The sequence below is a fragment of the Parahoeflea olei genome (assembly GCF_001703635.1).
Lineage (GTDB): Bacteria > Pseudomonadota > Alphaproteobacteria > Rhizobiales > Rhizobiaceae > Hoeflea > Hoeflea olei.
In genome coordinates this window covers 36,763-62,217 of the sequence record NZ_LQZT01000001.1, presented here as the reverse complement: position 1 = coordinate 62,217, position 25,455 = coordinate 36,763, and the positions used below count along the sequence as shown (strand labels likewise).

Below are 25,455 nucleotides of genomic sequence, written 5' to 3'. Positions count from 1 at the left end.
TGGCGGCGCATTGGGTTTGCGCCATTGTTTCGCACGCCGGTTCGTACTATCTGGCAGACATACGAACCACACGGAGAGCCTTCATGAGCGACGAAGACGAAAAGACGACAGAACTGCCGCTGGGCAAGGAAGCGGAAGCCAACCTCTTCAAATCGCGCTCGATCTTCATCTATGGCGGCATCACCCAGGAACTGGCGCACAAGGTCTGCGCGCAGCTGGCAGCGCTCGCCGCCGCCAGCGACGACGACATCCGGATCTTCGTCAATTCGCCGGGCGGCCATGTCGAATCGGGCGATTCGATCCATGACATGATCGGCTTCATCAAGCCCAAGGTCTGGATCATCGGCACCGGCTGGGTCGCCTCCGCCGGCGCGCTGATCTATGTCTCCGTGCCCAAGGAGCAGCGGCTGTGCCTGCCCAACACCCGCTTCCTGCTGCACCAACCGTCGGGCGGCACCCGCGGCATGGTCTCCGACATCGAGATCCAGGCGCGCGAGATCATCAAGATGAACGAGCGGCTGAACAAGATCTTCTCCAAGGCCACCGGCCAGCCGGTGGAAAAGATCGCCGCCGACACCGACCGCGACTACTGGCTCTCGGCCGAGGATGCCAAGGACTACGGTCTCGTCGGCCGCATCATCACCAGCCAGTCCGAGATCTGATCCGGACCTGCCGGTCCCGCTGATCGATGAGGCCCCGCCGGCGCCACGCGCCGCGGGGCCTTTTCATGCCGGGATACCGGTGAGAGGGCCGAGTTCAGCGGTCCCTGAATTTCCGCTTCTTGGCCTGCTTGACCATCTTGCCGAAAGCCTTGTCCTTCGAGCGCCGCTCGGCGAGGGTCGCCGTGTTGTGCCGGTCCTCGGCGAGCAGCTTCTGCCAGCGCGCGAGCCGGCCCGCGTCGACCTCCCCGCTGTCGACTGCGGCCCGCACCGCGCAGCCGGGTTCGCCTTCATGCCGGCAATCGTTGAAGCGGCACTGGGCGGCAAGCTCGTCGAGATCGGAGAACACCTCGGCCACGCCGGTTTCGGCTTCGGCCAATTGCAATTCGCGCACGCCGGGCGTGTCGAGCACCGCGCAGCCGTCGGGCAGCAGGTGGATCTGGCGATGCGAGGTGGTGTGGCGGCCCTTGGCGTCGTCCTCGCGGATCGCTTGCGTCGCCGCCGCCTCCCGGCCCGAGAGCGCATTGGTGAGCGTCGATTTGCCGACGCCGGAGGAGCCCAGGAACGCGACCGTCTGCCCGGGCTTGCACCAGGGGGCAAGCTTCGCACGCGGCTCGTCACTCCTGGCGTTGAGCGTGACCACGGCGACCTCTTCGGAGATCGCGGAGGCGCGCGCCACATAGTCGGCAATATCGTCGCAGAGGTCGGCCTTGGTGATCACGATCACGGGGGTCACGCCCGCCTCGAAGGCGAGCGCGATGTAGCGCTCGAGCCGGGCCAGGTTGAAATCGGCATTGCAGGAGGTGACCACGAAGGCGGTGTCGAGATTGGCGGCGATCAGCTGCACCGCGCTTTCGCGGCCCGCCGCGCGGCGCTTGATCAGGCTCTTGCGCTCGAGCAGCCGGCTCGCGCTCGGAAGCGTCCGGTCGAGCAGCAGCCAGTCGCCGACGGTGGCGTCGCTGCGCGGCGGCACGCTCATGTCGATGCCGTCGCCCAGCACGCGCAAGCCGCTGCGATGCACCTCGGTCACGCGCACCGGCGGCGTTTCGGCCAGTTCGTCGATGCTGGTCTGCTGCGCAAAGAAGGCCTGCCAGCCGAGCCTTTGCAGAAACGGCATCGCGGGTGCGGGAGGCTCCGGGCTTGCCGGTTGCTCGCCACGCATCATGGGGTTTTCCGCTTTCCTGCCTGCACGCGTCCGGTCTCTCCATTTCAAGGGTCTGGCCGCGTCCGGGAGAAATCGCTCGCGCGGGGGTATCGTTATGCGCCGGGTTCGTGCCACAGGATAGCCTGTTCCGCCCGCGCCCGCGATCCTGCCGGCTGATTTCGGGCGGGTGTTGCAATTGAGCGAGGCAGATCCATGATTCCGACCCTTGAGACCGAGCGGCTGCGGCTGCGGCCGCAGACCATGGACGACTGGCCGGCCTATGCCGCGCTGATGATATCGGCGCGCGCGGGCTTCATGGAGGGGCCGCACACGCTGGCCTCCGCCTGGGGCCTGTTCTGTCAGGATCTGGCGCAATGGCAACTGATGGGCTGCGGCGCGCTGATGATCGACGACCGTGCCACCGGCCAGTGCGTCGGCCAGGTCGGCATCAATTCCGGCCCGCTGTTTCCCGAGCATGAACTTGGCTGGATGGTCTATGACGGCTTCGAGGGCAGGGGCTACGCCTTCGAGGCCGCTTCCGCCCTGCGCGCCTGGGGCTTCGGCCCGCGGGGGCTTTCGACCATCGTCAGCCACATCGACCCCGACAACCACCGCTCCCGCCAACTCGCCGAACGGCTGGGCGCCACGCTCGACACCGAGGCGGTGCGGCCGGGGCAGGAAATTCTCGTTTATCGGCATCGGAGGTGAGTTAGGGCGCAGCTTTTCCCCCTCCCCCTGATGGGAAGGGGCAGGGGTGTGGGTAAGTCTCTGCACTGACCCTGATGTAAAATCGTGTTCGCCTCGCCCTCATACCCCCACCCGGATCGCCTGCGCTGCGCTTGGCTCTCCGACCTCCCCTCAAGGGGGAGGTGGGATCTGGTGCATGTCGCCTCCCATCTTCCGCGCAAGCGGGAAGAGCAAGGTCATATGAGCAGCCATTGCAACCAAAGCAAAAGCAGCCTATTTTGACCATATATGGTCAGTCTTTGGAGGCGCTTGTGTCCACCGCCAGTGTTAAAGACGCCAAGGCGGGTTTTGCCGCTCTTGTCGATGATGCGGCCAACGGCGAGTTCGTCACCATCACGCGCCATGGCAAGCCGGCAGCTGTTCTGGTGAGTGTCGAAGCAGCCGAAGCTGCGCGCAAGGCGCTGACCATGCCAAAACCCGATTTCGGGGCGTTTCTGCTGTCGTTCCCGGGCGGTCTCGACCTTGAGCGCAACCCGTCCCCCATGCGCGACGCCGATCTTTGAGCGGGTTCTTGCTCGACACCAACATCATTTCCCGGCTCGCACCGGGCAAGCCGGCCGTCGAGGCAGGGTTTGAAGCCTGGATCCGCGAGAAGGGAGTGGCTGGAAATCTCTATCTTTCAGCCATGACGGTGGCCGAAATCGAAAGGGGCGTGCGCAAGCTCCACCGAGCGGGCGGGGTCGACCGCGCAAGGCTGATCACGCTCTGGCTCGATCGGTTGCTGGATGATTTCGGCGACCGGATCCTGCCCATGAATGCCGTCGTCGCCCGAATCGCGGGTGTCATGGAAGAGGATGCCACACGCCGCGGCCACACTCCCGGTCTTGCCGATCTCATCATCGCCGCTACGGCGCGGGCCTATGATCTCACTTTGGTGACGGACAATCTCAAGGATTTCGAACCGCTCGACGTGCGCATGGTGTCCCGCCCAGTCTGAGGCAGGGCGTTGGGCAACCTGCTGAGGAGTTGCGGCGGACCATCTGCCTTGAACGGGGGAGGCATGGCACTGCTTTGCATACCAATTTGCGGTACCGGCCGCGGATGCGGACCTCCCCCATCATCCCCCTTGCCATCCCGCCCGCGCCGCTGTATCTAGCCTTCATGACCAAGACCAAGCGCCCTTCCGACAGCCCGTTTGCCCGCTTCTCCGCGGCGGTGGCGTCGCATGCGCTCATGGGCGGTCTGCTTCTTCTCGCGCTTAGCGGCGATCGCCGGGCTCGTTGAGGAGCGTCCGGCGGTCGAAACCGCCGGTTCCCCGCGCGCCAGCTCCTCTCTCGACTTTACATTCCGATCCCAATGCAACAAGACGGCTTGAGTCCGGTTGCTGCCGCCCCGAAGCGGCGCCCGACTGGGGCCTAGGAAACGAGAGATATCCATGACTGCACATATTTCCACCGGAGCGAAGGGCATGCCGAAGGCGGCCCAGAAATACCGTCCCTATCCGTCGATCGACCTGCACGACCGCACCTGGCCCTCCAAACGCATCGAAAAGGCGCCGATCTGGTGCTCGGTCGACCTGCGCGACGGCAACCAGTCGCTGATCAACCCGATGGGCCATGACCGCAAGGCGCGGATGTTCCAGTTGCTCCTGGACATGGGGTTCAAGGAAATCGAGATCGGCTTTCCCTCCGCCTCGCAGACCGATTTCGACTTCGCGCGCTGGTGCGTGGAGCAGGGCGGTGTGCCCGAGGACGTGTCGTTGCAGGTCCTGGTGCAGTGCCGGCCCGAACTGATCACCCGCACGTTTGAATCGCTCGAGGGTGCCACCCGGCCGATCGTGCATTTCTACAATTCCACCTCGGAGCTGCAGCGCCGCGTGGTGTTCGAGAAGGACGTGGCCGGCATCAAGCAGATTGCGGTCGATGCGGCCAAGATGGTCAAGGAGATGGCCGAGAAGGCGGGCGGCGGCTTCCGGTTCGAATACTCGCCCGAAAGCTTCACCGGCACCGAACTCGAGGTGGCGCTGGAAATCTCCAACGCCGTGATCGAGGTGATCGCGCCGACGCCCGACAACAAGCTGATCCTCAACCTGCCCTCGACCGTGGAAATGGGCACGCCCAATATCTATGCCGACCAGATCGAGTGGATGTGCCGCAACATCGACAACCGCGAGAACGTGCTGGTGTCGCTGCACCCGCACAATGACCGCGGCACCGGCATTGCCGCCACGGAACTCGGGCTGATGGCCGGCGCCGACCGGGTGGAAGGCACGCTGTTCGGCAATGGCGAGCGCACCGGCAATGTCGACGTGGTGGCGCTGGCGCTGAACATGTTCACCCAAGGGGTCGATCCCGAACTCGACTGCTCGGATGTCGAGCGCATCAAGGCGGTCTACGAATATTCCAACGAGATGAAGATCCCCGAGCGGCATCCTTACGTGGGCGAACTGGTCTACACCGCGTTCTCCGGCTCGCACCAGGATGCGATCAACAAGGGCATGAAGGCGATCCGCAAGGCCAACAAGCCGGAATGGGAAGTGCCCTACCTGCCGATCGATCCGGCCGATGTCGGCCGCTCCTACGAGGCGATCATCCGCATCAACTCGCAGTCGGGCAAGGGCGGCATCGCCTATATCCTGAAGGAGGATTACGGGCTGGACCTGCCGCGGGCGATGCAGGTGGAATTCCGCGAGGAGATCCAGCGCATCACCGACGAAGAGGGCGTGGAGCTTCCGCCGAAGCGGATCTATGACCGCTTCATGGAGTATTACGTCAACCAGCCGGGCGCTCGGCTCGGCTTCATCGACCACCACACCCACACCGACCCGGCCACCAAGGGCGTGCGGATCGTTTCCGCCGAGATCACCGACAATGGCGAGACCAAGCGCATCGAGGGCCGCGGCACCGGCCCGATCGACGGCTTCGTCAATGCGCTGTCGATCTATCTCGGCATGGATCTGACGGTGGCGAACTATTCCGAGCATTCGCTCCAGCACGGCTCCAATGCGGCCGCGATCTGCTACATGCAGATGGAGACGCCGACCGGCAAGCTGCATGGCGCCGGCGTCAACACCAACATCGTCGCGGCCTCGCTCGAGGCGGTGGTCTCTGCCGCCAATCGCGCGCTCGCCGCAGCCAGGGGCTGAGGCAGAACGGCCAGCCGCCGCACCTACACCCGGGTGCGGCGGCGTTTTTCGACCGGCAGGGGGAGGCCCGCCGGCGCATGCGCGAGGAGGGCGCCATGGGACTGCACATGGAGATTTCCGGACCCGAGACCGGCGCGACGCTGGTGCTGCTGCACGGCTTCGGTGGCGACGGGTCTGCCTGGGACCAGGTCCGGGCGGCGCTGCCCAAGGAGTTGCGCGTGATCACGGTCGACCTGCCGGGGCACGGCGGCTCGCTCGAGGCCGAGGGCCGCGGCGGGGCGGGGCGGATGGCCAAGGCCATTCTCGCCGGGCTCGATGCGGCCGGGATCGACCGGTTCCATGTGGCCGGCCACTCGATGGGCGGCGCCGTGGCCGCGCTGATCGCCATGCGTGCGGGCGAGCGGGTCGCCTCGCTCACGCTGGTGGCGCCGGGCGGCATGGCCAGGGAGATCAATGCCGGGCTTCTGGCGCGCTACGCCAAGGCTCAGACGGCGGACGAGATCCGTGCCTGCCTCAGCGACATGTCGGCGCCGGGCCATTCCGTGCCGGAATCGGTGGTCGAGCATTTCGTGGCCTTGCGGGCGCGACCCGGGGCGCTCGAGGCGCTCGACGAAACCTACCGGGCGATGTTCCCTGACGGGCCGGAGGCAGGCCAGGGCGTGCTGCCCGCGGCGCAACTGGCCGCGCTCACGATGCCGGTGACGGTGCTCTGGGGCACGGAGGACAAGGTGCTGCCCTGTCCCGCACCCGATGCGTTGCCGCCGAGCTTCGCCATGAATGTGCTGCCGGGGCTCGGGCACATGGTGCCGGAAGAGGCGCCCGAAGCCGTGGCGCGGGTGCTCGCGCATGCGGTGGCCGGCTGAGCTCTGCGTCCCCGAAGTCCGCGATCTTTACCACGTCTGCAAACGGCATATGCCGCATTGTCGCCATCAAGCCCGGTCTGTGCTAGGGAATTGTTAACCACTCCCTGCCGGAAGCGTGTCATGACCGACCCTTACATCCCCCGATCGAGCGAGCGCCGCCTGGCGGATATCGTGCGCGAAGTCAAAATCGCCGCTGCCGACCGCACCGATGTGGTGGTCGACATGCGTGACGCCGATCGCGCGCGGCTCGAGCTTCTGGCGCAGGAGATCAAGCCGCTGTTCGATGACATCGATCCCGCCGATGACCGGTTCGATTTCGGCATCTCGCCGGGGCTGCAGCCGCGGCTGTGGATCGATTCGGTGGCACATGTGCATATGGGCCGCGACCGCAGGGTCTATGTGTTCGTGCGCGACACCCGGCTCGGCCGCGTGATCATCTCCGACACCAGCGACATGAGCCGCACCGCCGACGCGGTCGGCCGCTACATCGCCGAACGGGTGATCGAGCGCGAGCGGATTCTCTCAGGCGATTTCGAGGCGCTGAAGGCGGCGAATGCCGGTTCCGGGGAAGGCGATGTCACCGCCGACGAGGACCTGGCCGGGGAAGCGGACGAGGCGGCAGCCGAAGCCAAGGCCGGGGCCCGAGCCGAGGACGCGTCCGCGGGGGAGACCCGCGACGCCGGGCAGCCGGCGCAGGCGCCGATGCCGGCCCGGGTTGCCTCCTACCCGGCCACGAGCGCGGACACCGAGGTCGCGTCTCTGACCGCAGCTCCGCGCGCGCAATCGCGCGGCTCGGGTTTCGTGCTCGGCGCGTCCTGGTTCATCCTCGGCTGCGTGGCCGGCGCTGCGGCGCTGGTGGGTGCGTTCTGGGACCGGCTTTCGGCGATGATCAACTGATTTTGCTGTCAGGCCCACCGATCAGGCCTTCCCGAACCTCTTCGAAACTAGGGCCTGCACCCGAGAGGCGCATGCGCCGGTGCAGGATCGTCCAGTTTCCCGGCCCGCCATCGATGTCGAACAGGTTGAAGCCCGCGGGCGGGCGGGCATTGCCCGGCCCATTGCTCGCCGAGGCGATGCCGACGACCGGCACTTTGCCGTCGCGTCCATCCAGATGGTAGAGCGTGTCGAGATGGGTGTGCCCGTGCAGCACCAGTTCCGCGCCGTGGCGCCTGAGCATCTTGCCGAAACGGCGGATGCCGCGCAACCGCTTGTGCCACTTGGCGGCGCCGCTGACGGGCGGATGGTGGATCAGGATCACGCGGAACAGCCCCTCCTCGCGCGCCCGGTCGAGCAGCAGGCCTGCGGCGCGGGCCTGTTTCTTCTTCAGGTTGCCGGTGGCGACGAAGGGCAGGGTCGGGTTGGCCGACGAGATGCCGATCAGCGCAACCGGGCCGCGACGGCGGAAGCTCGGAAACAGCTCCGCCCCGGGCGAGGGCTCGTCCGACAGCATCCACGGCTCCCAGGCTTCCTTGGCGCGCGGAAGAGCGCCGGGCACATAGGCGTCGTGATTGCCGGGCACCAGGGTGGCATGCTCGGGCTCGAAGCCGGTGTCGAGCCAGACCCGCGCGGATTCGATTTCGGTGCGGGTGGCGAGGTTGACCAGGTCGCCGGTGATGGCGATGTGATCGGGGGACGCGGCATGCATGCTCGCCAGCAGGTTTTCGAGCGTGTCGCCGAAAAGCTGCTTGCGGCGGTTGCGCTGCCAGTTCACATAGCCGGTGATGCGCTTGGACGCGAGTTCGCGCAGCGACATTTTCGGCAGGGGACCTAGATGGGGATCGGAGATATGGGCCAAGCGAAACATGGCTCAAGCCATAGCGACCGAGAGCCGCCGTCGCAACCGGTGAGTGACGGTGGTTTCGGCGGACGTCCCCCGGAAATGCGCTCCTGGCGGGCCCGGCTCGTCACCCGGGTCATCCACCTGTGGTTCGCGGCCTCGCGCGGCATGACGCTCGGCGTGCGCGCCGCGGCCTTCGACGGTGAGGGCCGGATCTTCCTGGTGCGCCACAGCTATGTTCCCGGCTGGCACATGCCCGGTGGCGGGGTGGAGCGCGGCGAAACCGCGGGCGAGGCGCTCGTCAAGGAGTTGCGCGAGGAAGGCAATCTCGAACTGTTGGCACCCGCGCAGCTGGTGGCGGTCTATTTCAACCGCAAGACCAGCAAACGCGACCATGTGGTGTTCTACCGCTGCCAGGTGCGCCAGACCGCGCCGCGCCCCGCCGACCGGGAGATCGTGGAAGCCGGTTTTTTCGCCCTTGATGCGCTCCCGGACGGCGTGACCGCGGCCACGCGGCGGCGGCTGGCGGAGCTAGCGGGCGAGCAGTCCGCCAGCCAGGAGTGGTAGGCGCGCGGCGGCACTTGATGCTGTCGCGATCTGCGTGTTGTCTATGGCGTTGCCGGTTACATTAGCGGCGCGCTTCTATCCCTTAGCTCCGGCCTGCATTCATGCTTGCTTTGAATTTCAGAACCCTTTCGAGCTCGATCATCGCCAATTGGAGGTCTTGAATATCAGCGTCATGTATACTGCGATCCGATTTCCCAATCATTCGAGCAGCATCACGTATTGTTGAGGATGTTTCCTTCGAGACCTCTTCTAATGAGGTGTCATCATGAAATATCATTGCAGTTTCTCCTTGTTGCTGAGGAAATCTAGGAATTCGGACTGGTGTTTGAAAGAGGTCAATCTGGCAAGATTTCAATTTAAGGTGCTGACAGTTTCTGGCGGCAGTGCCTGATAAACGGCAGCCAGATCGGGGGTGAGTTTCGCCCGCCCTTGAATGCGGCATTTTGTCGCTTACATGCACGCCACTCACCGCTTGATTTTCCTTTTCCCGTTTCGGCTGCGCATCGGCAGTCCACCCCCAACATGAAAAGCACCTCATGTCTTCCATCGTATCGATCGACAACCTGTCCAAGCAGTATGACAGCGGCTTCCAGGCGCTGAAAGACGTCTCTCTGGACATCCGCGAGGGCGAGATTCTGGCCCTGCTCGGACCCAATGGCGCGGGCAAGACCACGCTGATTTCCATCATCTGCGGGCTGGTGACGCCCGGCACCGGCTCGGTCCGGGTCGGCGGCCACGACGTCGTCCACGATTTTCGCGAGGCCCGTTCGCTGATCGGGCTGGTGCCGCAGGAGATCGCGCTCGAGCCGTTCCAGACCGTTTATGACGCGCTCCGCTTCACGCGCGGCCTGTTCGGCAAGCGTCACGATCCGGCGCTGCTGCAGTCGATCTTGGAAAAGCTCTCGCTGTGGGACAAGAAGGACGCCAAGACCATGGAACTGTCCGGCGGCATGAAGCGCCGGGTGCTGATCGCCAAGGCGCTGTGCCACGAGCCGCGGGTGCTGTTTCTCGACGAGCCCACCGCCGGCGTCGATGTCGAGTTGCGCAAGGAAATGTGGGAGGTGGTCCGCGACCTCAAGGACGACGGTGTCACCATCATCCTGACCACGCATTACATCGAGGAAGCCGAGGCGATCGCCGACCGCGTCGGCGTCATCAACAAGGGCGAATTGCTGCTGGTCGAGAAGACGGAAACGCTGATGCAGCGCATGGGCCAGCGGCAGATGCGGATCGAACTGATGGAGCCGCTCGGCGCCATTCCCGAGGCGCTTTCGGGCTACAATCTCGACTACGCCGAGGACACCCACTCGCTCGTCTATTCCTACGAGGCCAATGGCGAGCGCACCGGCATCGCCTCGCTGTTTGCGGATCTGAGCAAGGCCGGCATCGTGCTTCGGGACGTAGAGACGCGGCAGAGTTCGCTCGAGGACATTTTCGTCGGGCTGGTCGAGGGCAAATCATGAATTTCCAGGCAGTCAGATCCATCTATTCGTTCGAAATGGCGCGGTTCTTCCGCACCCTGTCGCAGAGCCTGATCTCGCCGGTGCTGTCGACCTCGCTCTATTTCATCGTCTTCGGCGCGGCCATTGGCTCGCGCATCGACGAGATCGACGGCACCAGCTACGGCGCCTTCATCGTGCCGGGGCTGATCATGCTGTCGGTGCTGACGCAGAGCATTTCCAATGCCTCGTTCGGGATCTATTTCCCGAAATTCCTGGGCTCGATCTACGAGCTTCACACCGCGCCGGTCTCTTTCGTCGAGATCGTGCTCGGCTATGTCGGGGCGGCGGCGACCAAATCGGCGCTGATCGGGCTGGTGATCCTGATCACGGCGGAATTCTTCGTCGATTTCGAGATCCTGCATCCGGTGGCGATGCTCGCTTTCCTGGGGCTTACCTGCATTTCGTTCAGCCTGTTCGGCTTCATCATCGGCGTCTGGTCGAAGAATTTCGAGCAGCTGCAGATGATCCCGCTCCTGGTGATCACGCCGCTCGTGTTCCTGGGCGGCAGCTTCTATTCGATCTCGATGCTGCCGCCGTTCTGGCAGACGGTCACCATGTTCAATCCGGTGGTCTACCTGATCTCGGGCTTCCGCTGGAGCTTCTACGGCGTGGCCGATATCAATATCGGCTTGAGCCTCGCGATGATCGGTGTGTTCCTGGTGATCTGTCTCGGCATCATCGCCTGGACCTTCAAGACCGGCTACAAGATCAAGAACTGAGCAGCCTCAAGATGCAGAAAGGCGCCCCCGGAGACGAGGGGCGCCTTTTTCGCGTTTGCCGATGCCTGCGGTCGGCCTCAGGCGGCCTTGGCGAGCCGGTCGCGCCCATGCGGGGCGTCGAGATCGAGCTCGGGGCCGACGGGAACGATGCCGGTCGGGTTGATGGTGTCGTGGCTGCCGTAATAGTGGCGCTTGATGTGCTCCATGTTCACGGTGCCGGCGATCCCCGGCATCTGGTAGAGCTCGCGCAGATACCCCGACAGCGCCGGATAGTCGGCGATGCGGCGGATGTTGCACTTGAAGTGGCCGACATAGACCGGGTCGAAGCGCACCAGCGTGGTGAACAGCCGCCAGTCGGCTTCGGTCAGCCGGTCGCCGGTCAGATAGCGGTTGGAGGTGAGCCGGCGTTCGACCGTGTCGAGCGCGTCGAACAGTTCGGTCACATGCTCCTCATAGGCGTCCTGCTTCGTGGCGAAGCCCGCCTTGTAGACGCCATTGTTGATCTTGTCGTAGACCAGCGCATTGATGTCGTCGATCTCCTCGCGCAGGTCCTCGGGATAGAAGTCCGGTCCCTTGCCGCCGACTTCCGCAAAGGCGGAGTTGAACATGCGGATGATCTCCGCCGATTCATTGGAGACGATCGTGTTCTGCTTCTTGTCCCACAGCACCGGCACGGTCACGCGCCCAGAATAGTCGGGCTTGGCCGCGACATAGACCTGCCAGAGATAATCGGCGCCGTTCAGGTGATCCTCGGTGCCGCCGTCGCGGCCGCGGAATTCCCAGCCGTTCTCGCCCATGTGATAATCGACGATCGACAGCGAGATCGCTTCTTCGAGCCCCATGAGCTTGCGGAAGATCAGCGTGCGGTGCGCCCAGGGGCAGGCGAGCGAGACATAGAGATGATAGCGGCCGGCTTCCGCCTTGAAGCCGCCTTGGCCCGACGGTCCGGGCGCGCCGTCGGCGGTCACCCAGTTGCGGAAGGCGCTTTCCGAGCGCTTGAAATGGCCGCCCGTGGATTTCGTGTCATACCAGACGTCCTTCCAGACGCCATCTACCAGCATTCCCATGATCGTTCTCCTTTTCAGTGACACATAAGTCGGAATTTCGAAAAAGCGAAGGTGAAGGGGGTGAACGGTGCGTTTTGCATTGGACGCGCCGCGCGGGCTTTGCTAAGGGCGTTGTCCACACGAAGGAAATCCGGATGCCTGCCACGGCCTTGCGACGACGCTGAAAAGACTGCCCACGCGCGAATGCGCGCGCTCCCTCATGTCTTGTCGTCACATCCGGATTTTCACGATGGTCCTCCCTGATCTTGTCTTTCTCACCGAAGACGCGTCCCATGACGCGGCAATCGCCCATATCAACGAAGAAGCCTTCGGCCCCGGCCGGTTCGTGCGCTCCTCCGAGCGGGTGCGCGAGCAGGGGCCGCATGACCGGCATCTCTCCTTCATTGCCGCCGACCGCGGCGAGACCATCGCCTCGGTGAGGATGACGCCGGTGTTTGCCGGCAAGACCGCCGGTCACCTGCTCGGCCCGCTTGCCGTGCGGCCGTCGCACAAGAATCTCGGCATCGGCCGCGAACTGGTGCGCATCGCGCTGCAGGCGGCCGAAAGGGCCGGCAGCGAGGCGGTTCTGCTGGTGGGCGATCCGCCCTATTATGCCCCGCTCGGCTTCAAGCCGACCCGGCCGGGCGCGCTCACCATGCCGGGCCCGTTCGACCCGCGCCGGCTGCTCGCCGTCTGCTTCGGCGACCTGGTCGAATCGGCGCTCGAAGGTGACATCAATCACCGCAGTTTTCGTGGCTGACGCCCCCTCTGCGGACGATGCGGGGCCGTGGCCATTCATTGCCCGCACGGCCGTTGCAGGCTCGCCTGGGGGCGCTCGGCCCGGGACTAAATGCTTGATTTGGAAGGATGCGCAAGGCCTGCCTTGCTGCACTGCAGCGGGCCAAAGGTTGCAATGCAGCGTCAAACGCCCTAGATAGGTCCGCATGACTTATCTAGGCACCCAAGCCGAAGACCTGTCTTCTCCGCCTCTTCCCTATTCGAAAATCTGCGTGATCGGTGCAGGCTCCTGGGGAACGGCGCTCGCCACTGTTGCCCGCCGCGCCGGGCGCGCGACCTCGATCTGGGGACGTGACGAAGACACCGCCGCGGCGATCAACACCCGCAACGAAAACCCCAAATATCTTCCCGGCATCGACCTGCCGGAAGGCATCGAAGCCACCACCGATCTGGCCGAAGCACTCGATGGCGCCGGCGCGGTGCTGCTGGTTACGCCCTCGCGCACGCTGCGCGAAATCTCGATGAAGATGAAGCCGCATCTGGGACCCGACGTGCCGGTGGCGCTCTGCGCCAAGGGCATCGAGGCGGGCACCGGCTATCTGCTGAGTGAGGTGGCGGCCGAGATCCTGACCGATCACCGCATCGGCGCGCTGTCGGGGCCGACCTTTGCCACCGAGACCGCGCTCGGGCACCTGACCGCCGCCACCATCGCCTTCCAGTTTTCCTATGCCGACCGGCTCGATCCGCCGTCCAGCCCGGCCGCACGGCTGGCGCTGTCGCTGGGGTCGGATTTCTTCCGGCCCTATATTTCGGACGATCTTGTCGGCGTCGAAGTCAGCGGCGCGGTCAAGAACGTGATTGCCATCGCCTGCGGCATGATGACGGGCGCTGGCTATGCCGAGAACACCCGCGCGGCGCTGATCGTGCGTGGCATGGATGAGATGAAGACGCTGGCCGACGTGTTCGGCGGCCGCCGCGAGACCGTGACCGGGCTTGCCGGCGCAGGCGATCTGACGCTCACCTGTTCGTCTCAGACCTCGCGCAACATGTCGCTCGGCGTGCAGCTCGGCAAGGGCATCCCGCGGGCGCATTGCTTCGACGGCAAGCCGGTGGTCGTCGAGGGCGAGGTCAATTCGGTCTCGGTGATGGATCTCGCACGGCGGATGAACATCCGCATGCCGATCTGCGAGGCCGTGTTCCGGATCCTGCACCAGGGCGCGGATGTGCGCGAGACCTTCGCCGAATTCTGGTCGCGTCCGATCGAGGGCGAACGGCGCGGCCTGTCTATCCTGATCGACCATCCCAATGCGATGCCAACGGAGGCAAGACTTTGACAGCACCAACCGAGGGCGGGCCGGCCGGCGCCGATCCCGCCGGCTTGAGCACGCGCAGGTTCGTGCTGGCCACAGATCTTGACGGCACCTTTCTGGGCGGCAGCGAGGACGACCGCGCCAAGCTCTATGGCTTCATTGAGGACAACCGCGACAGCGTCGGCCTGATCTTTGTGACCGGCCGCGATCCCGAATTCATCGGCGCGCTCTGCCGTGAGCGCGGCGTGCCTTGGCCCGATTATGCGGTCGGCGATGTCGGCACCACCATCGCCCGGGTGTCGAAGCACACGGGCGTTGCCCCGATTCCCCATCTCGAGGACGAGATTGCCGCGCAGTGGGACAATGGCGGCGACCGCATCAAGGCGCGGCTCGACGGCCATCCGGGGCTCACGCTCCAGCCCACCGATTTCCGCTATCGCGTAAGCTATGATGTCGACATCACCCGGTTCGATGCCTCGGCCTGCGAGACGATTGACGAGATGGGCTACGACTGGCTGATTTCGGACAACCGGTTTTTCGACGTCCTGCCCAGGGGCGTGAGCAAGGGACCCTCGCTCAAGCGGCTGGTCGAGTATCTGGCGATCGAACCGGACCGCGTGCTCTGCGCCGGCGACACCCTCAACGACCTCTCGATGCTCGAATGCGGGCTGCCCGCGGTCGCGGTCGGCAATTCTGAGCCCGCACTGATCGACCGGCTTGCGGGCCTTGCGCATCTGCACATGGCGCATGCGCATGGCGCCGCCGGCATTCTCGAGGCCATTCGCGCCTTCAACCTGCACGACCTACCGGAAGGATACTGATTACATGGCCAGTGATCTCGTCATTGTCTACCATCGTCAGCCCTATGAAGAGGTTGAGGAAAACGGCAAGATCGTTTTCAAGGAAAACAAGAGCCCGAACGGCATCGTGCCGACGCTGAAAGGCTTTTTCGGCCGGGTCGACAAGGGCGCCTGGGTTGCCTGGAAATTTGCCGAGGACGCCGCCAATCCGGATTTCGAACGCGTCATCGAGATCGAGGATTCCTATGGCAAATATTCGGTCACGCGACTGCCGCTGACACCGGACCAGGTGTCGAGCTTCTACCACATCACCTCGAAAGAGGCGTTCTGGCCGATCCTGCATTCCTTCAAGGAACGCTACAATTACGACCCGGTCGACTGGCCGACCTTCCGCGAGGTCAACTGGGCCTTTGCCGAAGCTGCCGCCGCCGAAGCAGCACCTGGCGCCGTGGTCTGGGTTCATGACTACAATCTCTGGCTCGTGCCGGGCTATCTGAGGAAGCTCAGGCCGGACGTCAGGATCTCCTTCTTCCATCACACGCCGTTTCCCTCGGCCGACATGTTCAACGTGCTGCCGTGGCGGCGCGAGATCGTCGACAGCCTGCTTGCCTGCGACGTGGTCGGGTTCCACATCCCGCGCTATGCGGTCAATTTCGTGCATGTGGCCCAGAGCCTGCTCGAAGTCGGGCCGGTCACGCGCAAGGACGTCAATCCCGATTTCGTCTGGGAAGGCACGGCGCTGTCGGACCGGCGGGTACCGGAGGCGGTGATGTATCAGGGCCGCAGCATCCGGATCTCGAGTTCGCCGGTCGGCATCGACTGGGATTTCATCCAGGCGCGCGCGACCGACAAGGAAACCCGTGAAAATGCGGCGGCGATCCGCCAGGAACTCGGAGATGACTGCAAGCTGATCCTGTCGGTCGGCCGCACCGACTACACCAAGGGTGGCGTGCAGCAGCTCGAAAGCTTCGAGCGGCTGTTGCAGTCGCGGCCCGACCTGCACGGCAAGGTCCGGCTGATGCATGTCTCGGTCGGCGCCAACCGCTCGATGACCGCCTATGAGGAAATCCAGGGCGAGATCGAGCAGGTCGCGGGCCGCATCAATGGCAGCTTCGGTTCGTTCGAATGGCAGCCGGTGGCGCTGATCTCGACCGCCGTGCCGTTCAAGGACCTGGTGGCCTATTACCAGGTGGCCGATGTCTGCTGGATCACGCCGCTCGCCGACGGGATGAACCTCGTCTGCAAGGAATATGCAGCCGCGCGCACCGATGGCGACGGTGTGCTGGTGCTCTCCGAATTCGCCGGCGCCGCCGTGGAACTGTCCTCCGCCGTGATCACCAACCCGTTCTCGCACCGCTCGATGGATACCGCCATCGAACAGGCGCTGGCCATGCCCGAGCAGGAACGCCGGCAGCGCATGAAGATGCTGCGCGAAACGGTCGAACGCTATGGCATCAAGGCCTGGGCAGAAGACCAGATGAGCTATTTCCTCGACGAGGATGGCGACGCACGCCTGCCCAAGGCGAGCTGAGCGACCCCCATGCGCCGGCTGCCGGGGCCGGGAGCGGTTTCCCGACCGGCGGCGCGGTCAGCCTGTCACGGCTTTGCCCGGGCCGTGTCCCTGAGCCAGCGGATGAAGAGGGTTGCAGCCGGCTCCGGGCGGGCAGGAGCCAGTGCCACATAGGTCTGGCCGGAGGGGCGGAACCCGAATGGCGCAATCAGGCGCCCGGCGCGAATGTCGGCGCGGACCAGGATCTCGGGCGCGATGCCGATGCCGAGACCGGCTGTCGCGGCTTCCAGCATGAAATAGAAATGTTCGTATTCCTGCCCGCCCGCCGGCAGCGGCAGGCGGGAGGCCTGGCACCAGTCCGCCCAGGCGGATGGGCGGGTTTTGGTGTGAAGCAAGGGCAGGCCGGACAGGGCGGTCCAGTCTGCCGCCCGGTTGTCGCCCATCAGTTTCGGGCTCAGCACCGGGCCGGTTTCGTCGGCAAACAGATCCGTGCTACTTGCCGGATCCCAGGGGCCGGTGCCGACGCGGACCGCCACGTCAAGGCTCTGCCGGGCGAAGTCGACCGGGCCGTCATCGGCGGTCATCCGCACCTTGATCTCGGGGTGCCGCTCCTGAAAATCGAACAGGTTGGGGATCAGCCAGCGCATCGCCAGCGTGCTCAGGCAGGAGACGTCGAGCGTGCGGCGGTCGCGATGCATGACATGCGAGACCGCCGCCTCCATCCTGTCGAAGGCCTCCTGCAGCGCGGGTTGCATCTCGCGCGCGGCCTGGGTCGGTGTGAGCCTGTTGCGCGGTCCCTCGAACAGAACCACGCCGAGACTGTCTTCGAGGCTTCTCACCTGCCGGCTCACCGCGCCATAGGTCACCCCGAGCTCCTCGGCGGCGCGCTTCATCTGCCCGTGCCGCATCGTGGCTTCGAAGGCCCGGAGCGCATTGAGGGGAAGAAGGCTGCGTTTCATGTGCGGTTAGCTCACATGGAAGTCGAGAAACTATCGTTTTTCACGGTGGTGCAGATGTCCCTATAAGACTGCATGACCTATGAAAACAGCGTCCATCGCTTCGATGCAAGCCTTTCCGCTCAGCTTTCTCGTGAGATTTTATCACTCTGGTGGCGCAACTGGACGACGCGCCGCGCGCTTGCCCGCCTGACGCGCGAAGAGCTTGCCGATGTCGGGCTGACGCAGGCCCAGCGGGCTCGCGAAATCGCTCGCCCGTTCTGGAGGTAACGATGGAAAATCACGTCTTCGCCGCGGTCCTTGCCGCTGCCCTGCTTCATGCCGGGTGGAACTCGGTGGTCAAGCTCGGCCTCGACCGGGGCGCGACCGTGCTCTTGCTGGCGGTGGTGCAGGCGGTGATCGCCTTGCCGATCCTGCCCTTCGTCTCCCAGCCGGCCACGGAGGCCTGGCCCTGGATCGTCGCGGCGGCCGCGCTGCATGTCGGATACAAGCTGTTTCTGGTCGAGGCCTATGCCCATGCGGACCTCAGTCAGGCCTATCCGCTGGCCCGCGGCACCGCGCCGCTGATCGTCACGGTCGTCTCGTTTGCCTTTCTCGGGGTGTCGTTTGCGCCCTCTGCGCTGCTTGCCATTCTGGCGATTTCCCTGGGGATCGTGGCGATGGCCGTGAAGGGGGGATCGGGCCGGCGCATGGGCGGCAAGGCGCTGTTCTACGCGATCGGCACCGCGGTCTTCACGGCCAGCTACACGCTGGTCGATGGCATCGGCGCGCGCGTTGCCGGCACGTCCTCCGGCTTCATTCTCTGGATGGTGGTGGGCGATGCGCTGGGCATGATCGCCTATGCGGCATGGGCGCGCGGCCCGGCGGCGTTTTCGGCGATGGCGCCGGCCTGGAAGACCGGCATTGCGGCGGGGGCCATGTCCCTGGGCTCCTACTGGATTGCGGTCTGGGCCTTTACCCAGGCGCCGATCGCCCTCGTTGCGGCGCTGCGCGAGTCGAGCATCCTGTTCGCGGTCATCATTGCGGCGCTGGTCCTGCGCGAGCCGGTCAGCGGCTGGCGCTGGGCCTCCGCCGGCGCCATCGCCTGCGGCGTGATGATCATGAAGGCCTGAACGGGGGCGCCTCCGTCCGGGGGGCGCTCAGCGTCCTTCGCGGAACCAGGTGGCGCCAAGCGCCATGATCAGCAGCGCGAGGCCCAGGAAGCCACCGAACAGCGGCACCGAGCGCACGCCCTTGAGCACGCTTTCGCTGCTGGCGCGCAGACCCATGCGGTCGCCGGCATTGATCGCGGCTGAGCGCGTGGGCAGGATCTGCGGCAGGTTGGACGCCTCGGCGTTGACCCGCACTGTCAGACCGCCGGTTTCATCCGAGACCGGGGCGATGATGTCGGGCGTGGACACGGTTGCCCGGAATTCGGGCGCGTCGACGGCGCCGACATGGGTGAGGGTGCGCAGGTCGCCCGAGGTCACCTCCACGAGGCCGGGCTGGTCGAGGATCAGTTCGGCACGGAACAGGCCGTCCCCGGCCGGCTGAAGCTCGACCTCGCGGGTTTCGCCCGAGGGCAGGGTCAGGGTGGCGGGGCCGGTCGTGTCCGCCATGGTCTGGCGCTCGATCACCAGCCGCCGCCCGGCCGCGGAGGCGCGCAACGCCTCTTCCTCGAGCGAGGGTTCCTTCATCAGCCAGTGGGCGATGCGGCGGTAGAGCGCCACATGCGGCCCGCCGCCCTCGAAGCCGCGCGACCACAGCCAGCCGTGATCGGAGAGCAGCATCGCCACCCGGCCTTCTCCGTAGCGGTTGAGCACCAGCAGCGGCGCACCGTCGGCGCCGCGCATCACCGTGTCGCCCACCGTCTCGCCCACGCCCACGGTGCGGAACCAGCGGCCCCAGGCGGGCGGCTCGCTTGCGCCGCCGGGCAGGTCGCGGGTCACCGGGTGACGCTTGCCGTCGTCGGAAAGCCGCGGATAGTAGCCGGCATTGGTGACTTCGCCGGTCGGCATTGCCGGCAGCGCAGGTGCAAGCGGGGTTTCTGCGATCGATTCGATGCCCGCGAGTTCCGGCCCGGCGGCGACCAGCAGCGCGCCGCCGTCTTCCACATAGCGGGCGATGTAATCGTAATAGAGCACCGGCAGCACGCCGCGGTTCTGGTAGCGGTCGAAGATGATCAGGTCGAATTCGTCGATCTTCTCGACGAACAGCTCGCGGGTCGGAAAGGCGATCAGCGACAGTTCGGAGATCGGCGTGCCGTCCTGCTTTTCCGGCGGGCGCAGGATGGTGAAATGCACCAGATCCACCGAGGCGTCGGATTTCAAGAGGTTGCGCCAGGCCCGTTCGCCCGAATGCGGCGAGCCGGAGACCAGGAGCACGCGCAGGTTTTCGCGGATGCCCTCGATCAGGGCGACGGCGTGGTTGTTGGCGGTGGTGACTTCGCCTTCGAGCGGGGCGACCGCGAATTCGACGACATTCTCGCCGCCGCGCGGGACGTTCATGTAGAACGAGGTTTCCTGGCCGGGAATGGCGGTTTCGGTCGCGACCGTCTCGCCATTGACGCGTACGGTGACATCGACGGCTCCCGGCGTTGTGACGCCGTCTTCGCTGACCCGGAAGACGATTTCCTGATCCTCGCCGACGATGCCGAAGCGCGGGCTGCGCACCACCTCGACCCGCCGGTCGGTTTCGCCTTCCTCGCCGACGATGAGGCCGTGCAGCGGCGCGTCGAGACCCAAGGCCGCGACCGAGCCCGGCACGTCGTGCACCTGGCCGTCGGTGATCATCACCGCCCCGGCCAGCCGTGCGCTGGGAATGTCGCGGATGCCCGAGGCAAGCGCCTCGAACAGCCGGGTGGAAGGCGACTGCGCATCGGGGTCGTCCACGGCCTCGATGATCCGGGTCTCGAAAGCCGGGTAGCGCGACAACCGCTCGGTCAGCGCCTTGAGCGCGGCGTCGGTGCGCGCGGTGCGGTCGCCGTTCAACTGGCTCGGGCTTCGGTCGACGACGATGGCGACGACGCTGGTGAGCGGTTCGCGGTCCTCGAAATTGGCCACGGGATTGGCGAGCGCCAGCACCAGCGCGGCAAGCGCCAGGGCCCTGAGCGCCGCGCCGCGCATGCGCTTGAGGAGCGCCCAGCCGACGAGCAGGACGGCGATCAGCGCGAGGGCCACGAGCAGCGGCAAGGGCAGCAGGGGATCGAAGGCCAGGCTCATGTCATTGCCCCAACCGTTCGAGCAGGGCGGGAATGTGCACCTGGTCGGCCTTGTAGTTGCCGGTCAGCATATACATGACGATGTTGACGCCGGCGCGGAAGGCGTATTCGCGCTGCCAGGGATCGGGCGGCACGGTCGAAAATTTCGGAAATCCGGTCTCGTCGAGCGCCCAGGCGCCGGCCAGGTCGTTGCCGGTGATCAGGATCGAGGACACGCCGTCGCCGGCGCGCGCCGGCCGCTCGGCGGCTTCGTCTGGCTGAGGCGTTGCCTCCACCCACAGGGGGCCGTCGGCATAGCGGCCGGGGAAATTGTCGAGCAGATAGAAGGATTTCGTCAGCACATGGTCGGCGGGGACCGGCTCCAGCGGCGGAATGTCGAGATTGGCGAGGATCTGCTGCAGCCTGAGCGTGAGTTCGCTCGATCCGCCGCCGAGTTCGGCAATCCGGTCGCGCGTGTCGAACAGCACCGTGCCGCCGCTTTTCATGTAGGCGTCGATGCGGCTGATGGCAGCGGCCGAGGGCAGGGGCGCGTCCTCGCTCATCGGCCAGTAGATCAGCGGATAGAGCGACAAGGCGTCGGTTTCGATGTCGAGGCCGATCGCCGGCCCCGGTTCCAGGGCGGTCGTGGACGCGAGGTAGGTCGACAGGCTGTCGAGCCCGGAGCGGCTCGTGGCGTCGGTCTCGTCGTCGCCGGTGATGACATAGGCGAGATGCGTGGCGTCGAGGCTTTCGAGCAGCTGGGCGTCGCCGGGCTGGGCATCGTCAAATGCCTGGGCACGGACCTGGTTCGGCGCGGCCATGCCCCCAAGCGCAAGGCCGAGCGTCACGGCAAGCGCCGTGGTCGCGGCGGGCCTCAGCCGGCGCGAGCGGAACGCGCCATTGAGCAGGAGCACGATCAGCGTGTCGGCAATCAGCGCCGCGAGCGCGGCCCCGAACAGCCAGGGCCTGAAATCGACCGCGCTGTCGCCTGCCACCGGCACGCGCGTGACCGGAGCCGCAAAATCGGGAAGGGTGAGCGGTGCCAGCGTTTCGCCGGGAGCGAACAGGTTGAGCGCCACGAAGCCGTCCTCCGCGCCATAGAGGCCGGGCGGGTTGTCGGCGCTGACCTGCGGTGTGCCGCCTCCGGTCAGGTCGAGCGGCTTGGCGTCGCCGCCTGCTGGCAGCAGCGTGCCCGAGGCGTCGAGCAGGCGCCAGGGCGGCAGGATGCCGGAGCCCGCCTCGCCGCCGCCCGACAGGGCGCGCGACAACTGCACCGCCCGGCGCAGCATGTCGACGAAATGGCCGGAAATCGGCAGGTTCGACCAGCCCGCCTCGGCGGTGACATGGAACAGCACGATCCGGCCCGCGCCGCGGTCGGCGGCGGTGACGAGCGGCGTGCCGTCGGCAAGGCTCGCCCAGGTGCGGCTGGCGAGATCGGCCGAGGGTTCGGCAAGCACCTGGCGGCTCACGGTGACGTCGCGCGGGGCGGGCAGGCCGGCAAAGGGGCTCGAGCGCGGGTAATCGGCCAGCGGCTGCGGTTCGATCCAGGAGAGCGCCCCGCCGAGTTCGCGTTCGCCCTTGCGCAGCAGCACCGGCGTCAGCGGATCGTCCGCCGGGGCGGCTGCGAGCCGCGGGCCGGCAAAGCGGATCAGGGTGCCGCCGCGATCGATCCAGGCCTCGAGCGGTCCGCTCACATCGGCCGGCAGTACGCCGATATCGGCCATGATGATGACGGCGGGCGATTGCGCCAGCAGCTTGGGGATCGCGACCGACATGTCGGCGGTGTCGGCCTCGATCAGGTCGGCATAGGGCGACAGCGCCCGGTTGATGTAATAGAGCGGCGACAGCAGCGGCTGGGCGGCGTCGGCGGCCTCACCCGAGATCAGGGCCACCCGGCGGCGGCGGAAGCTGTCGTCGAGCAGGCGTGCCGCGCCGGCGGTCTCGATGCCCGCGACATCGAGACGGGCGATGTCGTTGCGGATCTCGAAGGGGGCGGAGATCTCGCCGGTGGCCGTGCTCTCGCCGTCCGCGAAGGCGAGCCGGCCCGAGGCGATCTCGCGGCCCTTGGCGTCGCGTGCCCTGAGTGAAAAGTCTTCGGCCGCGCCGTTTCCGAGCCGGCTTGCCGCCACGGTCAGCCGGTCGGTGCCGTTGTCGGCATCGGTGAGCGCCAGGGCTTGCGCCTCCTCGACGCCGATCACGCGGATCGCAGCGGGGTTGAGCGTGTCGAGCCGGGCAAGCGCGTCGCTGGCGCCAGGCGTGTCGACGCCGTCCGAGAGGTAGGCGATGGTGCCGGGGCGGGTCTGCCCCAGCGCCGCGATCAGCGCGGTGACGGCGCTGCCCCGGTCGGGCCGGAGCGGCCGCGGGCGGGCGGCGCGCAACTGTTCGCGCGCCCGCTCGAAGCTGCCGGGCGTGGCGTCGGGCCGGCGGTCGGCGGTGAAGACGAGCGAGACAGGCAGGTCGAGGCTTTCGGCTTCGCCGATCAGCATGTCGGCTGCTTCCGTGCGCGCCTGCCAGTCGGGCGCACTGGCCCAGCCATTGTCGATCAGCAGCACCAGCGGACCGTCGCCAGACAGCGCCCGGTCGCGCGGATTGAGCACCGGCTCGGCCAGCGCCAGGATCACCAGCGCCGCGATCAGCAGGCGCAGGGCGGTGAGCCACCAGGGGCTGCGCGACGGCGTTTCCTCGGGCTTGAGCACGCGGGCCAGGATTGCCAGCGGCGCAAAGGGCTCGGCCCGCGGACGCGGCGGGGTCAGCCGGAGCAGCCACCAGATCACCGGCAGCGCCAGCAGTCCAAACAGCACTGCCGGGGCGCCGAAGGCGAGGGGCAGGCCGCCGATCATGGCGTCACCGGCGGCGCGGCGGGAATGCCCGACAGATGCCCGTGCACGCCGGCGAGCGCTTCGGAGGCCAGGCGGTCGGTGCGGTGGGAGATATAGCTCCAGCCGAGCCGCCGGACGCCCTGCGCCAGCGCCTCGCGGCGGGCGAGCCAGGCGCGGCGATAGTCGGCGGCGACCGTCTCGGCGCGGCCGGCCACGAGCTTTTGTCCGGTTTCGGGATCGCGGAATTCGGTGCGGCCGGAATAGGGGAACACCTCCTCGGCCGGATCGCAGATCTCGATGGCGTGTCCGCGCAGCCCGCGCCGCGCGGCGGGCGCGATGCAGCCGTCAAGTGCTGCCTCTGGATCGAGAAAGTCGGATATCAGCACCACGTCGCTCATGCGGCCGACCTGACCGAGATCGGGCAGGCGCGATTGCAGCGGCGCGTGGGCGAGCGCCAGCGCCAGCCGCTCGGCGGCGTTGCGCGAGGCGACGGGATCCATCACGCCCGGGCAGCCGATGCGTTCGCCCGAGCGCGACAGGATCTCCGCCAGCGCCAGCATCACCACCAGCGCGCGGCTTTCCTTGGAGACCAGCGCCACGTCGGACTTGTAGAGCATCGAGGGCGATTGGTCGGCCCACAGCCAGATCGTATGCGCCGCTTCCCATTCGCGGTCGCGGACATAGAGATGATCGTCGCGGGCCGAGCGGCGCCAGTCGATGCGTGAGAGCGACTCGCCGTCGACATAGGGCCGGAACTGCCAGAAGGTCTCGCCGATGCCGCGCTTGCGGCGGCCGTGCCAGCCGGCAATCACGGTGTTGGCGACGCGGCGCGCCTCGGCCAGGCAATCGGGCAGCAGCGCCGCGCGCTGGCGGGCGCGGGCCAGCGCGTCGAAGCGCGCCGTCGGTTGCGTGAGATGGCCGATCGGGGCCATGGTCTCAGCCGGCTTTCGGGGTGACGAGACCGGCGATGACGTCGCGGATACTCGTGCCTTCGGCGCGGGCCGAGAAGGTGAGCGCCATGCGGTGTTGCAGGATCGGTTCGGCGAGCGCACGCACATCGTCGATCGAGGGGGCAAGCCGGCCCTGGTAGAGCGCGCGGGCGCGGGCGCAGAGCATCAAAGCCTGGCCGGCACGGGGACCGGGCCCCCAGGACACCACCTCGTCGATCCTGGCATTGCCGTGACCGGGTCGGGCGGCGCGGACCAGCGCGAGAATGGCGTCGACCACGGATTCGGGCACCGGCATCTGCCGGATCAGCGCCTGGATCGCGGCGAGCCGCTCCATGGTGATGGCGGGGCGGGCGCTGGCGTCACGGGCGCCGGTGGTTTCCAGCAGGATGCGCCGTTCGGCGGCCATTTCCGGATAGGGCACGTCGACCTGCATCAGGAAGCGGTCGAGCTGGGCCTCGGGCAGGGGATAGGTGCCTTCCTGTTCGAGCGGGTTCTGCGTGGCGAGCACATGGAACGGGCGCGGCAGGTCGTGCGCGGCACCCGCGACGGTGACGTGATATTCCTGCATCGCCTGAAGAAGTGCGGACTGGGTGCGCGGCGAAGCGCGGTTGATCTCGTCAGCCATCAGCAGCTGGGTGAAGACCGGGCCGGGGACGAAGCGGAACGAGCGGCGGCCGCCTTCGTCCTGGTCCATCACTTCCGAGCCCAGAATGTCGGACGGCATCAGGTCGGGCGTGAACTGGATGCGGTTCGAGGTGAGCCCGAGCACTGTGCCGAGCGTGGAGACGAGCTTGGTCTTGGCGAGGCCGGGCACGCCCACCAGCAGCGCATGGCCGCCCGAGAGCACCGCAAGCAGGGTCTGTTCGACCACGCTCTCCTGGCCGAAGATCACATCGGAGACGGCCTGCCTGACGGCGGAGATGTCGGCCAGCGCCTGCTCGGCGGCCGCGATGATTGCCTTTTCGTCGGTTGGCGTCGTGCCGGCGTCAATGCGTCCCATCGGTGTCTCCGAATGTTGGTGTTCCCGGGTCGGGGTGTGTCCCCGATTGAACTTATTCCACCCGTGAAGGCTGACAAGGGCGGTC

At 66.5% G+C, this 25,455-nt stretch carries 24 protein-coding genes; 16 read left to right on the top strand and 8 right to left on the bottom strand.

Annotated features, from left to right (window positions below; translation table 11 throughout):
• The first annotated feature begins 83 nt into the window (after window positions 1-83).
• Entirely contained in the window at window positions 84-662 is a 579-nt protein-coding gene (locus tag AWJ14_RS00335; protein WP_066173346.1) for an ATP-dependent Clp protease proteolytic subunit, read from the top strand.
• 94 nt (window positions 663-756) lie between these two features.
• Here the strand turns inward: AWJ14_RS00335 and rsgA are convergent, their stop codons facing one another.
• The gene (rsgA, locus tag AWJ14_RS00330) at window positions 757-1,776 is read right to left on the bottom strand and encodes a ribosome small subunit-dependent GTPase A (RefSeq protein WP_210183472.1); all 1,020 of its coding nucleotides are present in this window, start codon (window positions 1,774-1,776) and stop codon (window positions 757-759) included.
• 240 nt (window positions 1,777-2,016) lie between these two features.
• Between rsgA and AWJ14_RS00325 the strand changes: the two genes are divergently transcribed.
• From AWJ14_RS00325 to AWJ14_RS23040, 6 genes are all read left to right on the top strand, one after another.
• The gene (locus AWJ14_RS00325) at window positions 2,017-2,511 is read left to right on the top strand and encodes a GNAT family N-acetyltransferase (RefSeq protein WP_066173340.1); all 495 of its coding nucleotides are present in this window, start codon (window positions 2,017-2,019) and stop codon (window positions 2,509-2,511) included.
• A 290-nt stretch (window positions 2,512-2,801) separates the two neighbouring features.
• Entirely contained in the window at window positions 2,802-3,053 is a 252-nt protein-coding gene (locus AWJ14_RS00320; protein ID WP_066174719.1) for a type II toxin-antitoxin system Phd/YefM family antitoxin, read from the top strand.
• Window positions 3,054-3,061: 8 nt separating this feature from the next.
• On the top strand, window positions 3,062-3,487 hold the full coding sequence (locus AWJ14_RS00315; protein WP_245304079.1) for a type II toxin-antitoxin system VapC family toxin: 426 nt from the start codon (window positions 3,062-3,064) through the stop codon (window positions 3,485-3,487).
• A 438-nt stretch (window positions 3,488-3,925) separates the two neighbouring features.
• Window positions 3,926-5,635: a 2-isopropylmalate synthase gene (gene leuA / locus AWJ14_RS00305; protein ID WP_066173333.1), complete on the top strand. Its 1,710-nt coding sequence runs from the start codon at window positions 3,926-3,928 to the stop codon at window positions 5,633-5,635.
• Window positions 5,636-5,730: 95 nt separating this feature from the next.
• On the top strand, window positions 5,731-6,498 hold the full coding sequence (locus AWJ14_RS00300) for an alpha/beta fold hydrolase (protein ID WP_066173331.1): 768 nt from the start codon (window positions 5,731-5,733) through the stop codon (window positions 6,496-6,498).
• A 120-nt stretch (window positions 6,499-6,618) separates the two neighbouring features.
• Window positions 6,619-7,395, top strand: coding sequence for a hypothetical protein (locus AWJ14_RS23040; protein WP_066173327.1), 777 nt, complete (start codon window positions 6,619-6,621; stop codon window positions 7,393-7,395).
• Here AWJ14_RS23040 and AWJ14_RS00290 read toward each other — a convergent pair.
• A complete protein-coding gene (locus tag AWJ14_RS00290; RefSeq protein WP_066173324.1) occupies window positions 7,388-8,302 on the bottom strand; it encodes a metallophosphoesterase family protein in 915 nt (304 codons plus the stop codon). The genes AWJ14_RS23040 and AWJ14_RS00290 overlap by 8 nt on opposite strands.
• Window positions 8,303-8,377: 75 nt before the next feature.
• Here AWJ14_RS00290 and AWJ14_RS00285 point away from each other — a divergent pair, with 75 nt between their 5' ends.
• The 3 genes from AWJ14_RS00285 (at window position 8,378) to AWJ14_RS00275 (ending at window position 11,063) form a co-directional block, all read left to right on the top strand.
• Complete coding sequence (locus AWJ14_RS00285) at window positions 8,378-8,842, top strand: NUDIX domain-containing protein (RefSeq protein WP_245304078.1); 465 nt, start codon at window positions 8,378-8,380, stop codon at window positions 8,840-8,842.
• Between the two features lie 536 nt (window positions 8,843-9,378).
• A complete protein-coding gene (locus tag AWJ14_RS00280; RefSeq protein ID WP_066173317.1) occupies window positions 9,379-10,305 on the top strand; it encodes an ABC transporter ATP-binding protein in 927 nt (308 codons plus the stop codon).
• Window positions 10,302-11,063, top strand: a complete 762-nt coding sequence (locus AWJ14_RS00275; protein ID WP_066173314.1) for an ABC transporter permease — start codon at window positions 10,302-10,304, stop codon at window positions 11,061-11,063. The genes AWJ14_RS00280 and AWJ14_RS00275 overlap by 4 nt, the downstream gene beginning before the upstream one ends.
• Window positions 11,064-11,140: 77 nt before the next feature.
• Here AWJ14_RS00275 and AWJ14_RS00270 read toward each other — a convergent pair whose 3' ends face one another.
• Window positions 11,141-12,130 (bottom strand): glutathione S-transferase family protein, encoded by a 990-nt coding sequence (locus AWJ14_RS00270; RefSeq protein ID WP_066173311.1) that lies wholly within the window; start codon window positions 12,128-12,130, stop codon window positions 11,141-11,143.
• 229 nt (window positions 12,131-12,359) lie between these two features.
• Here AWJ14_RS00270 and AWJ14_RS00265 point away from each other — a divergent pair, with 229 nt between their 5' ends.
• The 4 genes from AWJ14_RS00265 to ggpS all read left to right on the top strand — a co-directional run bounded on the left by AWJ14_RS00265 (window position 12,360) and on the right by ggpS (window position 16,488).
• Window positions 12,360-12,869, top strand: a complete 510-nt coding sequence (locus tag AWJ14_RS00265) for a GNAT family N-acetyltransferase (protein WP_066173308.1) — start codon at window positions 12,360-12,362, stop codon at window positions 12,867-12,869.
• Window positions 12,870-13,053: 184 nt separating this feature from the next.
• A complete protein-coding gene (locus AWJ14_RS00260; RefSeq protein WP_083219921.1) occupies window positions 13,054-14,181 on the top strand; it encodes an NAD(P)H-dependent glycerol-3-phosphate dehydrogenase in 1,128 nt (375 codons plus the stop codon).
• Window positions 14,178-14,978: an HAD family hydrolase gene (locus tag AWJ14_RS00255; RefSeq protein ID WP_245304077.1), complete on the top strand. Its 801-nt coding sequence runs from the start codon at window positions 14,178-14,180 to the stop codon at window positions 14,976-14,978. Before AWJ14_RS00260 ends, AWJ14_RS00255 begins: the two co-directional genes overlap by 4 nt.
• 4 nt (window positions 14,979-14,982) lie before the next feature.
• Entirely contained in the window at window positions 14,983-16,488 is a 1,506-nt protein-coding gene (gene ggpS / locus AWJ14_RS00250) for a glucosylglycerol-phosphate synthase (RefSeq protein ID WP_066173303.1), read from the top strand.
• A gap of 65 nt (window positions 16,489-16,553) precedes the next feature.
• Here the strand turns inward: ggpS and AWJ14_RS00245 are convergent, their stop codons facing one another.
• Entirely contained in the window at window positions 16,554-17,426 is an 873-nt protein-coding gene (locus AWJ14_RS00245; RefSeq protein ID WP_066173300.1) for a LysR substrate-binding domain-containing protein, read from the bottom strand.
• Window positions 17,427-17,498: 72 nt separating this feature from the next.
• On the opposite strand from AWJ14_RS00245, the gene AWJ14_RS21810 reads away from it, so the two are divergent.
• On the top strand, window positions 17,499-17,693 hold the full coding sequence (locus AWJ14_RS21810) for a DUF1127 domain-containing protein (RefSeq protein WP_083219920.1): 195 nt from the start codon (window positions 17,499-17,501) through the stop codon (window positions 17,691-17,693).
• Window positions 17,694-17,695: 2 nt separating this feature from the next.
• A complete protein-coding gene (locus tag AWJ14_RS00240) occupies window positions 17,696-18,535 on the top strand; it encodes a DMT family transporter (protein ID WP_066173297.1) in 840 nt (279 codons plus the stop codon).
• A gap of 27 nt (window positions 18,536-18,562) precedes the next feature.
• Here the strand turns inward: AWJ14_RS00240 and AWJ14_RS00235 are convergent, their stop codons facing one another.
• From AWJ14_RS00235 to AWJ14_RS00220, 4 genes are read right to left on the bottom strand one after another with little or no spacing between them, the layout of a single operon-like run.
• Window positions 18,563-20,623, bottom strand: a complete 2,061-nt coding sequence (locus tag AWJ14_RS00235; protein WP_066173294.1) for a hypothetical protein — start codon at window positions 20,621-20,623, stop codon at window positions 18,563-18,565.
• Window position 20,624: 1 nt separating this feature from the next.
• Window positions 20,625-23,441, bottom strand: a complete 2,817-nt coding sequence (locus tag AWJ14_RS00230; RefSeq protein ID WP_066173291.1) for a DUF4159 domain-containing protein — start codon at window positions 23,439-23,441, stop codon at window positions 20,625-20,627.
• On the bottom strand, window positions 23,438-24,352 hold the full coding sequence (locus AWJ14_RS00225) for a DUF58 domain-containing protein (RefSeq protein WP_066173288.1): 915 nt from the start codon (window positions 24,350-24,352) through the stop codon (window positions 23,438-23,440). Before AWJ14_RS00225 ends, AWJ14_RS00230 begins: the two co-directional genes overlap by 4 nt.
• Before the next feature lie 4 nt (window positions 24,353-24,356).
• Window positions 24,357-25,370 (bottom strand): AAA family ATPase, encoded by a 1,014-nt coding sequence (locus AWJ14_RS00220; protein WP_066173287.1) that lies wholly within the window; start codon window positions 25,368-25,370, stop codon window positions 24,357-24,359.
• Between the last annotated feature and the right edge of the window lie 85 nt (window positions 25,371-25,455).